12 protein-coding genes are annotated in these 13800 nt (G+C 41.8%); 6 read left to right on the forward strand and 6 right to left on the reverse strand.

All coding sequences use genetic code 11. The annotated features are described in order from the left end of the window. Window positions 1–29 precede the first annotated feature (29 nt). Entirely contained in the window at window positions 30–3737 is a 3708-nt protein-coding gene (locus tag PSH41_RS17775; protein WP_273589758.1) for a S8 family serine peptidase, read from the reverse strand. A 238-nt stretch (window positions 3738–3975) separates the two neighbouring features. Between PSH41_RS17775 and PSH41_RS17780 the strand changes: the two genes are divergently transcribed. Beyond that, on the forward strand, window positions 3976–4440 hold the full coding sequence (locus PSH41_RS17780; protein WP_004589012.1) for a DUF2721 domain-containing protein: 465 nt from the start codon (window positions 3976–3978) through the stop codon (window positions 4438–4440). 50 nt (window positions 4441–4490) lie between these two features. On the opposite strand, the gene PSH41_RS17785 is transcribed toward PSH41_RS17780, so the two are convergent. Further along, a complete protein-coding gene (locus PSH41_RS17785; protein WP_024032099.1) occupies window positions 4491–5024 on the reverse strand; it encodes a S8 family serine peptidase in 534 nt (177 codons plus the stop codon). An 11-nt stretch (window positions 5025–5035) separates the two neighbouring features. Beyond that, on the reverse strand, window positions 5036–7369 hold the full coding sequence (locus PSH41_RS17790) for a S8 family serine peptidase (protein ID WP_273589759.1): 2334 nt from the start codon (window positions 7367–7369) through the stop codon (window positions 5036–5038). 214 nt (window positions 7370–7583) lie between these two features. On the opposite strand from PSH41_RS17790, the gene PSH41_RS17795 reads away from it, so the two are divergent. After that, a complete protein-coding gene (locus PSH41_RS17795; protein ID WP_273589760.1) occupies window positions 7584–8036 on the forward strand; it encodes a c-type cytochrome in 453 nt (150 codons plus the stop codon). Between the two features lie 63 nt (window positions 8037–8099). Here the strand turns inward: PSH41_RS17795 and PSH41_RS17800 are convergent, their stop codons facing one another. Continuing rightward, window positions 8100–8762: a cytochrome b/b6 domain-containing protein gene (locus PSH41_RS17800; RefSeq protein WP_138685494.1), complete on the reverse strand. Its 663-nt coding sequence runs from the start codon at window positions 8760–8762 to the stop codon at window positions 8100–8102. A 149-nt stretch (window positions 8763–8911) separates the two neighbouring features. Here PSH41_RS17800 and PSH41_RS17805 point away from each other — a divergent pair, with 149 nt between their 5' ends. The 3 genes from PSH41_RS17805 to PSH41_RS17815 all read left to right on the forward strand — a co-directional run bounded on the left by PSH41_RS17805 (window position 8912) and on the right by PSH41_RS17815 (window position 10789). Further along, window positions 8912–9616, forward strand: a complete 705-nt coding sequence (locus tag PSH41_RS17805; RefSeq protein ID WP_273589761.1) for an AzlC family ABC transporter permease — start codon at window positions 8912–8914, stop codon at window positions 9614–9616. After that, complete coding sequence (locus PSH41_RS17810) at window positions 9613–9912, forward strand: AzlD domain-containing protein (RefSeq protein ID WP_273589762.1); 300 nt, start codon at window positions 9613–9615, stop codon at window positions 9910–9912. The genes PSH41_RS17805 and PSH41_RS17810 overlap by 4 nt, the downstream gene beginning before the upstream one ends. A gap of 385 nt (window positions 9913–10297) precedes the next feature. Further along, window positions 10298–10789, forward strand: a complete 492-nt coding sequence (locus PSH41_RS17815) for a glutathione peroxidase (protein WP_096040934.1) — start codon at window positions 10298–10300, stop codon at window positions 10787–10789. 111 nt (window positions 10790–10900) lie between these two features. Here PSH41_RS17815 and PSH41_RS17820 read toward each other — a convergent pair whose 3' ends face one another. Then, a complete protein-coding gene (locus PSH41_RS17820; protein ID WP_004589020.1) occupies window positions 10901–11086 on the reverse strand; it encodes a PA3496 family putative envelope integrity protein in 186 nt (61 codons plus the stop codon). Window positions 11087–11467: 381 nt separating this feature from the next. Between PSH41_RS17820 and PSH41_RS17825 the strand changes: the two genes are divergently transcribed. Next, window positions 11468–12262: a YggN family protein gene (locus PSH41_RS17825; protein ID WP_273589763.1), complete on the forward strand. Its 795-nt coding sequence runs from the start codon at window positions 11468–11470 to the stop codon at window positions 12260–12262. A gap of 58 nt (window positions 12263–12320) precedes the next feature. Here the strand turns inward: PSH41_RS17825 and PSH41_RS17830 are convergent, their stop codons facing one another. Further along, window positions 12321–13763 carry an aminotransferase-like domain-containing protein gene (locus PSH41_RS17830; RefSeq protein WP_273589764.1) on the reverse strand — a complete coding sequence of 481 codons (1443 nt, stop codon included), beginning with the start codon at window positions 13761–13763 and terminating at the stop codon, window positions 12321–12323. Window positions 13764–13800 lie beyond the last annotated feature (37 nt).

Below are 13800 nucleotides of genomic sequence, written 5' to 3' on the forward strand. Positions count from 1 at the left end.
CCCTTTAAAATAGCGTGCTAGTTATAAAATTACTTTTGTTTACGACGACGCATAAATGCAAACGGCGCAGCAAGTAATGTTAACCAAGCTAGTGAGCCCGATGAACCATTGCTTTCAGGCTCTGGTGTTGGCGTCACTGGCTGAGGGTCTGCAATGGTATCGTTAACAACGATTGATACCATAGTTTCTTCGGCGCTAGTGCCTGATGCTTCACGCACTGTGTATGTAAAGCTATCTTCACCAGAGAACTGTGCATTTGGCGTATAATCAATCGTGCCATCTTCATTCACGGTTGTAGAGCCATTTGCTGGTGCTGAAACCACTTCAACAGTTGATGCCACTAAGCTGCCTTTAATCCTTACACCTTTATGGGCAGAGAACTCTGCATTTTCTGTTTCTGAAGAGGCTACTGCGTCAAATACAAAACGCGACTCAGCCATGTCATTAGCTAATACATCAATAGTCACTGTTTGTTCTTCATCAACTTCTACTGCATCTGCAGCTGTGTAATGGCTGCGATCTTTTGCAAAGGCTTGATATTGAATATCAACAACACCGCCTTTGATTTGATCGACTAAGTAGCCACTACCAATAGCATTACCCGTTGGAACTGTGTCCAGCATTGCACCTACGTTGCCATCAGCAGACTCTACACCCGCTGAGTAAGGTGCAGGTAAAGCAGGCACATCAATGTAGTTCATACGAACTTCATCAGTGCCTTCTTTTAAGATCACTTGGAACGTGTACTTATCACCTAAAGAACTACCCCAAAGCTCAACGTCATGCCATTCTACAACTACATAGCCGCTATCAAATTTAGCCACATAAAGATCACCGCCACCGCTCGTGCCACCAGCTAAATCAAAGTCAGCCCAAAGCGGCGCAATAACACCATTAGGTGTACGTGCATTAGGCATTGCTTGAGGGCTCCAAGAGTTAGTTGTATTTACATCTGCACCAACAGCAATAAAGCCGTTATCTGAGATAGTAAATGCTGAGTACTCTTTCCCATCAAAAATAAAGTCAGCTTCAACCGTAATGGTTATCTCATCACACCCGTCAGGACACGCTTGTGGTTCAATGCCTTCATCAGCCAATGAGAAGGTACCTAAGAAATCACTGCTGTTAATAGCAAATTCTTTTGGTCCCAATGTACCCGTCCAGGTTAGCTCTTTATTGTCTTCACTTAATGTTACTTCACCTGCACCATTAGTCACTTCAACAACAGGGGCAGCACCTTTAAGAAGTTCTGCATTTTCGTCAAGTTTTACATTTACTGATAGCTCGTCAGTGAACAGAGTATTATTAAATTGCACACCCACTTTTGCTGGAGTAGAAGAATTTAAAGAATCGGCATCGACTGTTGCACTAAACACACTGCTATTTGTTGCTTCGTTATCGTAAATAGCAAATGGTAAGTGAGCGATTTGACCTGTCTCAGTATGAGTCCACACTACGTGGCCAAAGTTCCAACCTTTTACATCGTTAAATGTTGAATCAATATCTAAGTTAAATTCAGCCATGTCAGTGCTTGTTTCTGCACCTTCAGAATCTGTAGAGGTAGAACCGTGCGCGCCAAGCATAACGGTGCTAGGAGAAACCGTAATTTCAGCGCCTTGCATATCGGTTACTACTTTTGCAGTCCACTCACCAGCAACATCAGTCATATTTTGCACGGTATTTGAGAAGCTACAAACGCTTAAACAACTTGGATCGGCGTAAGAGCCATGATCAAATGTAAGTGCTGCCTCTAGCGCATTAGGCATATCTAATCGACCGGCACCTACATCAAATGCATCAGCTTTGGTAACTAAGTCTTCTTTATGTAGGCCATCCATTTTAGATGAGCTCATAAGTGCCGTTTTGATTTGTACCGCATTCCACTCTGGGTGAGCTTGCTTCATCAATGCTGCTGCACCAGCAACATGAGGGCTTGCCATACTTGTGCCTGTAATCGCATTAAAGGTAATACCATTACCTTCATCTGGCGAGTACGCAGATAAAATATCTGTACCTGGCGCTGCAATATCAGGTTTTAAGAAGCTAGGCTCACCATTAGGACCACGCGAACTTGAAGAGTTTACTGCATCAGTAAATTTCTCTTGAATTGTTCTTTTAACACTAGGGTCGAGTGAAGCAATAACCGGCTCTTCAGCTGCAGTTAACAGCTCAACCAAGCTTAAACCATCTTCTTGGCTAATCGCTGAGGCTGGAATTGTGGCGTCATCCATAGACATGCCCATTGCACCGCCAGCAACATTGTTATGAATTATAACCGCCGTCGCACCTGCTTTTTCAGCATTTGCAGCTTTAGCTAAAAACGCACAGCTACCACGAGAGATTAATGCTACAGAGTCTGCAAATGAGATATCTTCAGCAAACTCTTCACACCCTTCAAAATTATCAGGAGCAATCACTTGCGCCGAAATAATAGGAAGTGAAATAGGGTCTGTTAATAAACCATTGCTTCCTTCAATACTTAAATAGGTTTCGCCTGCTACTTCAATTTGCTGAGAGAAGAAACGCCCTGTTTGTGTATTAGCAACTGTTAAACCAGACTCAATACAGCTAGGACAACCAATAGTTTGTGCGCCGTTACCATCGTTACCTGCTGCGGTTACAACCACTACACCCGCTTCTTCTGCAGCTGTGAATAAATCACTGTATGCACTGCTTGATGGATTACCACCTGCACCACCGCCCCACGAGTTATTAATTACGTCTGCGCCATCTTTAATGGCCGCTTCTAATGCCCCCATTAGTGCAACGGTAGTACCGCTGCCTCGTCCATCGGCTGTGTGCCAAAGCGCTTTATAAGCCATTAACTGTGCCGCTGGTGCAACACCTGAAATTGACACGTTATTGTCTTGGTAAGTAATTTCAATTGGGTTACCTACAGCAGTACCCGCAACATGCGTTCCGTGACCGTCGTAACCGAGTGGAGAACCAATATATTCATCAGGGTGAACATCACTTGGTGTTGGACCAAATGCACGCGCCACAATTAATTTATTATTACAAAAATCGGCTTCACCACCCTCTATACGACAGTAATCGGGGTTTTCTGCGATGTAAGCCGCTTCTTCTTCACTAAACTCTGCAGCTGCAAAACCCACATCTGAAAACATAGGGTTTTCTGGGCGAATACCCGAGTCAATAATAGCAACTTTAACGCCTTTACCAGCTTCAGATTGACCACCAAGCGCCTGCCATGCCTCAACGCCTCTAATCACATCAATAGAAGCATCCATTAATGTGTGGTACTCAGTATCTAAAAATACTTTTTTTACACCCGCAAGTTTAGCGAGCTTTTCACGTTGACCTTGCTCACCTTCTACCACAATACCGTTGAATAACGTACTAAATGAATGTGAAACTGAGCCACCGCTAACAGATGCGGCTACTTGCGCTACACTTTTTTGTTTTGCTTTTAAGTAGCTGCTGTACTTTAACGCAGGTGCTGAAGATAGATTAACTTTACTATCCCCAGTTACTGCTGCAGAGGTTGCTTCAAGCCCTGCAATGCCGCCTTTGTAGGTTGCTAGCGGCTCGTCTTCAAGCTGGATAATATAGCGTGCTTTAGTAGAAATGGTTTTATCTTGAGAGTATGTTTTTACACTTGATGTTTCTGGGACATATCCTTTAGATAAATCAGGTGCGGCGGCTGCACCGTATGACATCATAGCTAAACCTATAGCTGATGAAATAGCGGTTCTTTTCAGTGTTATATTAGACATTATTTCCCCTGGAGTGAGTTTTATATTATTGTATTTACTCAATTCAATGTGATTAGAATTGTGATTTTAATATAGAACTACAGCCCTCAAGCTAGCAACAACTCAATTACAAGTGGATTACAAAAATGCAGGAACAGCATCCCAAAAACATCACAACAAACTAATTTTAAATAAGTTTTTCCATTTCTGTAATTTGTAAATCACTGTAAACAAAACCTAACTTCTCTATGGAAAATGAATGAGTAACGACGTTATAAATATTTTAACCATGGCTAAAGTAATTCAGACAGCCGTCGCCCCAGTCTTTTTAATTACGGGTATTGCTGCCACGCTCGGGGTTTTATCTAATCGCTTAGCCCGCATTACTGACCGTGCGCGACAACTTGAGCGAAAACTCAAGGTAAGCACCGATGAAGACTTTAATAAAACCCTAGCCACAGAGCTGCGAGCCCTGTTAAAGCGCTCTCGATGTATTCACATTGCTTTTAGTATGAGCGTGCTAAGCGCCTTGCTAGTATGTGCTGTGGTTATGCTGTTGTTTTTATCACACATTCAGTCTATTAATTTAGGGGTAACAATTGCCAGCTGTTTTGTGGCTGCAATGGCCTTATTAATATGTGGGTTTATGTCGCTACTTGGCGAGGTATTTTTGGCCACACGTAGTATGCGCCGAGGGATGATATTTGCTGATATTAACGATTAGCAATAAAAAAGCCCGAGATTTTCTCGGGCTTTTATCACAACATTTTAATTTTATTGTGCAGTATAAATAGTCTCTAGCACTTCAATTCGCGCTTCTTTAGTATAATCAGATGACTTTAACTGCTCTGCAGCAGCTAAAATATCTTGGCCATCATTAACAGCTAAAACCGCTATTTTAGTACCTGGGAAAACAGACACTACCTTTAAGCCAGACAGCTGAGCTACCTCTGTTGCGTTCATGCCATCTTTAAGCAAAACAGTAATATTGCCAGAAAGCGACGTTAAGTTGTTTGTTAGGACATTACGTACCAGTGTACCTTTTGTTACTAACGATGAAGCCTCAGAAGACTCAACAACCGCCATCTCACCTTTAGTAGAAACAACATACTCATCAGCAGCAACACTTGTTGGTACTAAACGTAAGTTTTTTTCTACAACGTAAGAGCCAAAGTCGGTTTTGCTGTATTTCACACTATTTACCGGCTTTTTTGGAAGTTGCAGCTCTTTATCCGCTACTGAACTCGCTGTTGCACTTAGAGAAATACACGCAGCAGCACCTAAAATAACTAATTTATTCATTTTCATATCTATATTCCTTACTCTTGACCTGCGTGACCAAATGCTCTCAACGAAACGCCTTCTAAAACGCTTGCGGCACGGTTATTTGAAATACCTACTGCACCTAGTCCGTTATTCCCGCCATCGCTGAATGCAAAGCTATCTGCTGCAGCATCAAGAACACGAATAGTCCAAGTACCTTTTGTTGTCTCGCCATAGAAAGCATTAGACAGTAGTACCGCATCCTTTAAAACATAGCCTGTGTTCCAACCGTTAGTAAAGCTATAAGCTGGGTAAAATAGAGCTTGCTTAGACGCTAGTAATACACTGCGCGTGCCTGACGGAGACGTCACTTCAATTGCTAAATCGGTACCAGCAGATGTTTGCGTACCATCCGCTAAACCAAAGCCCATTTCAGTATTGCTCACATCAAACTTAAACTGCATTGCTTCAATGTTTAGCTCTTCTTCAACAGTGATTTGCTGTGTAACACCCGCGGCACTGTTATCTGGGATTTCTAGCGTAAGCGCATCTTCTTCAACAACAGAGCCAACACCACTCCAATCTGTAATAACTTGCTCACCTAATGCTACGTCGTACTCTTTTGCCATCGCAACTGCAGCACCAGCATCTACACGTCCAAAACCGTATAAGTTATTAAAGTTATAACCTGCTGCATTTTCAACCCAGCCGTCATGCGCTACAAATTCACCTTCACCAACGCTAAGCGTTACAACTTCATCTTCTGCATCGTTAACTGTGCTTGTAGTAGCTAAGATATGACGAACATCACGCCATGTTAGCTCTGAATTAGCTGATAAAATCAGTGATACTACACCTGACGCATTAGGTGCTGCCGAAGAAGTACCATTAAACGTAGAGGTATAGTTACAGCTAGCGTTATCTTCATGGCCTGGGTAGTTGAATGAGTATTGCGATGCCGCAAAGTCTTCGCCATATGCTGCAGCCCATGCCGTAATCGAGCTACCATTAAAGCCTGAGTACCCGTTAATACAGGTCATCTGGTCAGTTGTTACCATGGCAGGTGCCCAGCGCCCGTATTCACCCGCAGGGGCTGAAACCATTAAGTTAGCACCACCGCTTGAGTAGCTTGTATGCGTACCATCAGCATTTACAGCTGCAACGCTTAAGTAATATGGATGACCTTGGCTTGGCTCAAACGCGCCGTTATAACAAGTAAGACCTAGCTCATTTGCGCCGTTATCTGCACATAATGACCCTTCACCGCTACCATCAACAAACGAGTTACCGCTCGATTTCATGTTTAGGGCACCTTTACCATCACGAAGGTTAAGGTTAGGGTATGACTCGATAGCTTCATCTAGCTCTGAGTAGCCAATAAACGTTGGGAAGGTAATACCGTAGCTGCGGTTAAACGCAGAAATATTTTCTGATGTGCTAATACCGCTACCTGGGAAACCATGCGCCAGTAAATCAGTTTGCTCAATTTTATCGCCACCTAGGTAGTTCATGCCAATTAGACCAGCATCTGGTGCAACACCGCGCCCGCCCTTACCATTCCAGCCTTTCGCTGCAATTAAGCCTGCTACACTGGTACCGTGGTCGCCGCTATTTGACAGGCTAGTAGGATCGGTACGGTCAAGTGTATCTGCATCTAAATTTAAAGAACGATTTGGTAATACGTTATCAACTAAGTCTTCGTGGCGAATTTCCATACCAGAGTCAACAACAACGGCCGTTACGCCAGCACCTGTAACACCTTGAGTGTACGCAGCTGCTACGTTCATATCTTCGCCAGCAACCAATTCTTCTGCCTCAGACTCTGCAAAACTAGCATTAACTCTTTCTTGCGCTTCTTCCTCAGTATCGCCATCTCGATTAACGTAAAAATCTACTAAACCTTGCTTCATTTCATCGCTTAGAGCGTACGACTTTTGACCTGTGTTACGCAGGTGCCATTGCTGATTAGCCAAAGGATCTGACGCAATATCACTAATCGTTAATTGCGCAGACGCCGATTTACCATTTGCATTAGCGGTGTAATCAATTACTGCGTCTTCGCCTGAAACAGGAACGTAAGTAAAGGTATCGCCTTCAACAGTTAGTAAGCCATGGCTAAAAGTATATACGCCATCCTGCGCTTCAACCGCTTCACCATTTTCAGTAAATGTATAACTAAGTGCATCGCCATCGTTATCACTTGCATTAAACTCAGCAGTTACAGGTACCCATTGCTTTAAACCAGCAACGGCGACATCGCTTGCTTTTGGTGCAACATCAGTTACTACAGCAACTTGGCTATTATTGTCATTGTCGCTGCCACCACACCCTGCTAGCGTCATAACTACTGCGGCAGAAAGTGCCGACATTTTAAAAATATTATGCTTCATAAACTTCCTTCGTTAATTATTTTTATGATGACTCAAGGTACACAACAGGGCACTTAATAACAACGCGCTGTTTACAGTTGTTAACAATAAACTGACAAGCTGTAATGATATATTCAGAAAACAAGCTATGGGACATTAAAGTTTCACTTGAATAAAATAAGCAATCGATTCAAGATGTCTAATTAGTAGATATAATTTCTTACAGGGGCAAAACATGAAATTAAAACAATTTTTAGCAGGGGTTGCTTTAGCAACGTGTACACTTAGCGTATCTGCAAATACTGCATTTAAAGAGCCAAGTGATGCTATTGAATACCGTCAAGCTGCGTTTTCTATGATTTCAGTGCAAATTAGCGATATGGGCGCGATGCTAAAAGGTAAAATTCCTTTTGATGCAGAGCAATTTAAAATGCGCGCTAATAACGCAGCAGCCCTTTCTAAAATGCCATGGGAAGCGTTTTACGAAGGCACTGATAAAGGTGATACCGCAGCATTAGCTGATGTATGGTCTGATAATGCAACCTTTGTTAAAAAAGCCAATGCCTTTGCTGCCAATGCAGATCAGCTAGCTTTAGCAGCTCAATCTGGCGATAAGGCGGTAATTGGTAAGGCATTTGGCGCATGGGCCAAAGGCTGTAAAGATTGCCACAAGCAATTTAAAGACTAATTACAATTAAAACAATACACACTAAAACGGCGCTTTATGCGCCGTTTTGTTTTTTGTTAGCTATTAACTTAACAAATAACTAAGTGGTTCTTTGCCCCACGTAACAGCCAGTAGCACTAACAACCCAACAAAAATAGCCCACGCCAACCAAGGAGCTTTCGTGTTATCTATATTAGTTTGAGTGGCTTGCTCGCTGTTAGCCTGTTTACCGGTGATCATTGCTTTGACAAGTGGTTTTCCTTTTATTTTATACACAACAATGGCAGTAACATGCAGGCAAATGGCATAAAATAAAATATCGAAATTAAGGCGGTGCAGCCAATTTGCAAAATCAACCGTTGAGCTCGACACATACTCAACCAAAGGCCCATCAGTCAAAATGCCATCACTGCTCATTAGCCCGGTCACTAACTGCACTATAATAAGTACAAAAAACAACAAAACCATGTAGCTACCTGGCGCCGAATGACCCACCCCTTTACTGGGGTTTTTAAACTCTTTAAATACTGCTATTGGCGAGTGCAGTAACGCGCTTAACTTTGCCGTTTTACTGCCCACCAGCCCCCAAACTAAACGGGTCACTATTAATGCTATTGCGAAAAAGCCAGCCACAAAATGAAGCTCAATCATGCCCTCGTCAATGCTAAAGTAAAGCACAGCAATATTAATCACTAATAACCAATGAAAGCTTCTTATAAAGCCATCCCATACTTTTATACTTTGCATATAAATCCTCAACTTGTTGCCAGGCTCTGGCACATTATTTTGATACTAAAGCCATTATTCCAAAGTTTTACTACCGCTGCATTAATGATATTACATAAAGCACTATTTATGGCACACTAAACGCACAAACTTATTACTTACTTGTATTAATGAATATAACTAAACGCGCAGTATTAAAAGGTTTTTTTGATATGCTCCCGCTTTGCCTGGCGGTCGTTCCTTGGGGAATATTATGTGGCTCTTTAGCGATTCAAAATGGCTTTAGTGCCTTTGAAACACAAGCAATGTCATTACTTGTATTCGCGGGTTCTGCACAATTAGTTGCAATTGAACTAATGGCCGGTAACACCCCTTTACTGACTATTTTATTTACCACATTTATTATTAGCTCTCGGCATTTTTTATACGGTTTAGCCGTACGCCATAAAGTTATTTCACAGCCATTTCGGTGGCGCTTACCAATAAGTTTTGTACTAACCGACGAGCTGTTTGCCTTTTCGCATCACCGCAAAGCCTATAAAACAAAAGCGCGCCTAATATACGCTTTAAGCGCGGGTTTTAGTTTTTATATTGCATGGAACCTTTGGACACTCATAGGCATAGTTGCAGGAAGTGTGCTCCCTGATTTAACAAATTTAGGGCTCGACTTTGCTATTGCAGCTACATTTATTGCGCTTGTGGTACCGGGCATAAAAAATTTAGCCTCGCTGGTTACTATGATTGTTGCGGGTATTAGCGCCACAGTTTTAAAAAGCACGGGGTTTGAGTTGTGGTTGGTTTGTGCTGCTCTACTTGCAATGAGTGCAGGCTACTTTACTGCAAGGCTTACACAAAAAAAGGACAGCCCATTATGATGCTCACTATATTATTAATGGCGTGTATTACCTTTTTTACTCGTTACTTATTTTTACATCAACGCCTTGGTTTTAAAGTGGGCCCTAAAATGCAGCAGTTTTTAAGCTTTAGCGCACCCGCTGTACTAACCGCTATTTGGGTACCCATTATTTTTATAAATGAAGACGGGCTCAACCTAAACTGGCACAACCCTTATTTAAGCGCAGCCATCGTTGCCATTATTGCTGCCTATAAAACACATAATATTTATTACACAACGCTTGCCAGTATGGGGTTATTTTTAATTTTAAACTAGGGCGTGTTGACCTTTGGCGTTTGAATTTGCAGCAGTATGTTTGGTTTTTAGGCAAGGCAGAGCCTGTGAAGTGTGGTTATTCCCCATAAATAGGCGATAACGTAGCATAAATGCCAAACATGCGCTGCCCTTTGGGTTCTGCCTAGGGGCGATAAACTCTTTGTTGCTCGGTTTTTACTTAGCCCACTAGGTTACAAACCTCGCGCCGCGATTTGATCGCCCCTAGGTTGAACAAATTTCAATCCGCAAAGTTCAACACGCCCTAAATAACAGCCAACCCATTAGCGCATAGTTAAGCGCGGTATTAACAAGCCTAAATTTTATACTTTTAGTAACGCGCTACAGCGGGTAGAATGTAGCTAACAACAATAAAAAAGCATCCATCATGCATGAATTTCATCAATTAACGGCTACTGCGTTAGACGGTAAAACAATTAATTTTAGCGACTTTGAAGGCAAGGTTGTGCTTATTGTTAATACCGCAAGTGAGTGTGGTTTTACTAAGCAGTACGAGTCGCTACAAACTCTTCATAGTAAGTACGCGAAAAGCGGATTGGTTATTATTGGTTTTCCATGTAATCAATTTGGTCAGCAAGAGCCAGGCGACGCGACGCAAATACAACAAGGCTGTTTAATTAATTACGGGGTAAGCTTTTTAATGGCCGCTAAAGTGGATGTAAACGGTCGTCACGCCCACCCTGTATTTAGGTATTTAAAATCGGCCTTACCCGGCTTTTTAACACGAAAAATAAAGTGGAACTTCACCAAGTTTTTGATAGCGCCCGATGGCACACCTATCAAGCGCTATGCGCCTTTTACAAAACCAGAAAAGCTAGAAACCACTATTCAACAAGCACTCGCTAAATTAAGTACATAATAAGTAATAAAGAGGCATAAAGCCTCTTTATTGCCAATGTTTAGCCTTTAAACATGCGTAAACGCACATTCAAACCCTAATAAAAAGGCGCATTATTTTAACTAGCACAATTTAGTCTATGTAATCGTTTAAGTCGTCTTCACCTAGATTTTTTCGCAAACGTTTTTGCTCAAGGTAATCTTCCAACTTCTTTTTCACCTTTTGCTTTTTTTTGTCATGCTGATTACGCCCGACCATTTCGTACTCGTCTTCAACAAAATCATCATCTAGCGCATCGTAACTAAATGTCTTACCCACAACCCACTCCATAAAGTGTTTGAGACCAACTCAGGTTTATTCCTGCACTTGGTAAATTAAAAAAATGTTTAGCGCTAAAATACGAACAAATTAGCACCAAAATAAAGCCACGTGACTATCGTAAATAGCCTTCATGTCAATATTGTGAATAAATAGCGCTAAATTAAGAAAGTGGAAAGTGAGAGTTTTTTATCGTTTCGACAAATAAAATTTATCATTTATTTATTTTTAGTGTTTTTGACTAAAAAGTAGTTTATTTATCAAAATTAAAAATCATTAAAAACACACAAATTTCATAACCTACTGTTTTAAAATAAAAATAAATAATGGCACCAAACTTGTTAATACTTAGCTGTCATCAACAATTATTAGAGAATAAACATGAAAAATTTACTATTAGTAAGCGCTTTAATTTGTACACCCGCTGCAATGGCACATAACGATAACAATGCGGGTATTTCGTTTAGCAATGAGCAGTGCAATGTAGAGTTTAAAAACGATGTACGCATTAAACCTAGCGAATTAGAAATTTTTACCGCATCTAATCAATTCATGCGCTTTAACAGCAATGGCAACTTAACTATAAATGGTGAACAAGTATCCATTAACAGCGAACAGCGCCAAGCGCTTACCCAGTATTCTGACAACTTACGTACGCAGCTACCTGAGGTCGCTAATATTGCCCTAGACGGAGTAAAAATAGCCGGTGTAGCATTAGAGGAAGTAGCCAACGCATTTAATATTGATGGCCTTGATGACTTATCTGGCCTGATGGACGATATAAGACTTGAAGTAGAAAACACCTTTTATCAACAAGGTACGTTTGTAATGGGCCAACAAAGCTTTAATCAATTTGGTGAAAACTTTGAACACCAATTTGAGGAGCAAATAGAAACCGTGGTTGAGTCTGCCGTTATGCAATCAATGGGCAGTATTTTAGTTGCTTTAGGCTCTGAGCTGCTTGGTTCGGGTGGAGATATGGATGCATTTGAGCAACGCATGGAAAATATGGGCGCGCAAATAGAAGAAAAAGTAGAGCTGCATGCCAGTTCGCTTGAAAAGCGTGCCAACTCTTTATGCGACAGCTTTGCCAACATTGCACAGCAAGAAGAGCAATTAGTAGCGCAGTTACCGCAGCTAAAAGGCTACGAGTTATTTACCATTAAACAAAATTAATACACCGCACCGTATTTAACATCCCTTTAGCAGCACTTGTATATTAGGTGCTGCTTTTTTATTCTTTTAGCGTGTGAGCCAGCGCACCTAACGTGCTAATAGCCTGCTCTATTTTTTCGCTCCACTGCACCCCATAACTTAGCCTAATACAGCTTTTATACTTATTACTTGCTGAAAAAATAAGTCCAGGGGTTATGCTAATACCAGCTTCTAGCGCCAGTAAAAATAACTTTTGACTGTCTACCCCTTGGCCTAAATCAAGCCAAATAACACACCCACCTTTAGGGTCACTAATACGCGTATTTTTAGGCATCGCGTTTAATAAGCACCACCGCATGCGCTCTTTGTTATTACGTAAGCGCTGCCTAAGTACTTTTAAATTACGGTCATATTCACCACTGGCTATAAACTCAGAAAGCGTCCACTGATTTATAAGTGAGGCAGAGCAACTTAATGCACGCTTATGCCGGCGCGCTTGTCCAGCAAACTTGCCTGCTATTAACCAACCAACTCGATAACTTGGCGCAGCCGTTTTTGAAAACGAGGCGCAACTGATCACAAGCCCCTTTTTTGAATACGCTAAAGCGGGCGTGCCACGCTTGGCAGTAAAGTGCAGATCACCGTACACATCATCTTCTATAAGAACAACATTATGTGACTCTATTAAGCCCACCATTTGCTTACGGCTTTCATCGCTCATAAAGCTGCCAACCGGGTTATTTATGGCGGTCGAAAACAAGCATGCTTTTATATCATGTTGCTCAAGCGCTTGAGCTAGGTCGTTAAGCCAAATACCATTGTCGGGGCATAGCGGAATTTCAAGCGCCTTTAAACCTAAGCTCTCTATTAGTTCAATAATGCCGTGATAACAGGGGGTTTCAATTGCAACCACATCGCCGGGCTTAGTAACACACTTAAGTGCGATAGCCAGCGCCTCTTGCGCGCCATTGGTGATCACCAGTTCATCTATATTTACACCAATACCAAAGCCTAAGTATCTATGCACTAATTGCTTTTTAAGCGCAGCAAAACCATCAATAGGGCCATAATTAATAACACTCGCCCCAGCAATTGTCATAACCCGGCGCATGGTACGGGCTAAAGCTTTATCGGTAGGCGCGGCAGCAACGGGATTGGCAATACCAAAGGCAATTATATTAGGTTGATGAATAGCGCTGTATACCTGCTCTATTAATGCTTGTTTATTTACAGTGACAGGCTCACGGCTTAGTTTTACACGCTTTGGCAAACTGTAAACTGTATTAAGCACCGTTAAAAAGTAGCCCGATTTTTCACGTGCCTCTACTAACCCTTGATCTTCTAACGCTTGATACGCTTGCTTAACCGTCGGAATGCTAATATTTAAGTTACTGGCCATTTTACGAAGCGAAGGAAGCTTTTCCCCAGGTAGTAACACCTTTTGCGCTTGCATGTCTTTAATTAGTTCAATAACTTGTTGGTATAAAAACTCGGCTTTTTGCTTATTGGCAGCTGGCTGCATATCTCGCCTCAAATCTGTATAGGTTACATTTATACTT

Source organism: Pseudoalteromonas sp. CST2, assembly GCF_028599385.1.
Classification (GTDB): Bacteria; Pseudomonadota; Gammaproteobacteria; order Enterobacterales; family Alteromonadaceae; genus Pseudoalteromonas; species Pseudoalteromonas atlantica.

Bases quoted from the DNA above. Each gene is read 5' to 3' on its own strand.
- PSH41_RS17800 (WP_138685494.1), bottom strand. From the start codon at position 8,762: ATGCAAAGTATAAAAGTATGGGATGGCTTTATAAGAAGCTTTCATTGG.
- PSH41_RS17785 (WP_024032099.1), bottom strand. From the start codon at position 5,024: ATGAAAATGAATAAATTAGTTATTTTAGGTGCTGCTGCGTGTATTTCT.
- PSH41_RS17815 (WP_096040934.1), top strand. From the start codon at position 10,298: ATGCATGAATTTCATCAATTAACGGCTACTGCGTTAGACGGTAAAACA.
- PSH41_RS17790 (WP_273589759.1), bottom strand. From the start codon at position 7,369: ATGAAGCATAATATTTTTAAAATGTCGGCACTTTCTGCCGCAGTAGTT.
- PSH41_RS17795 (WP_273589760.1), top strand. From the start codon at position 7,584: ATGAAATTAAAACAATTTTTAGCAGGGGTTGCTTTAGCAACGTGTACA.
- PSH41_RS17775 (WP_273589758.1), bottom strand. From the start codon at position 3,737: ATGTCTAATATAACACTGAAAAGAACCGCTATTTCATCAGCTATAGGT.
- PSH41_RS17780 (WP_004589012.1), top strand. From the start codon at position 3,976: ATGAGTAACGACGTTATAAATATTTTAACCATGGCTAAAGTAATTCAG.
- PSH41_RS17810 (WP_273589762.1), top strand. From the start codon at position 9,613: ATGATGCTCACTATATTATTAATGGCGTGTATTACCTTTTTTACTCGT.
- PSH41_RS17805 (WP_273589761.1), top strand. From the start codon at position 8,912: ATGAATATAACTAAACGCGCAGTATTAAAAGGTTTTTTTGATATGCTC.
- PSH41_RS17830 (WP_273589764.1), bottom strand. From the start codon at position 13,763: ATGCAGCCAGCTGCCAATAAGCAAAAAGCCGAGTTTTTATACCAACAA.
- PSH41_RS17825 (WP_273589763.1), top strand. From the start codon at position 11,468: ATGAAAAATTTACTATTAGTAAGCGCTTTAATTTGTACACCCGCTGCA.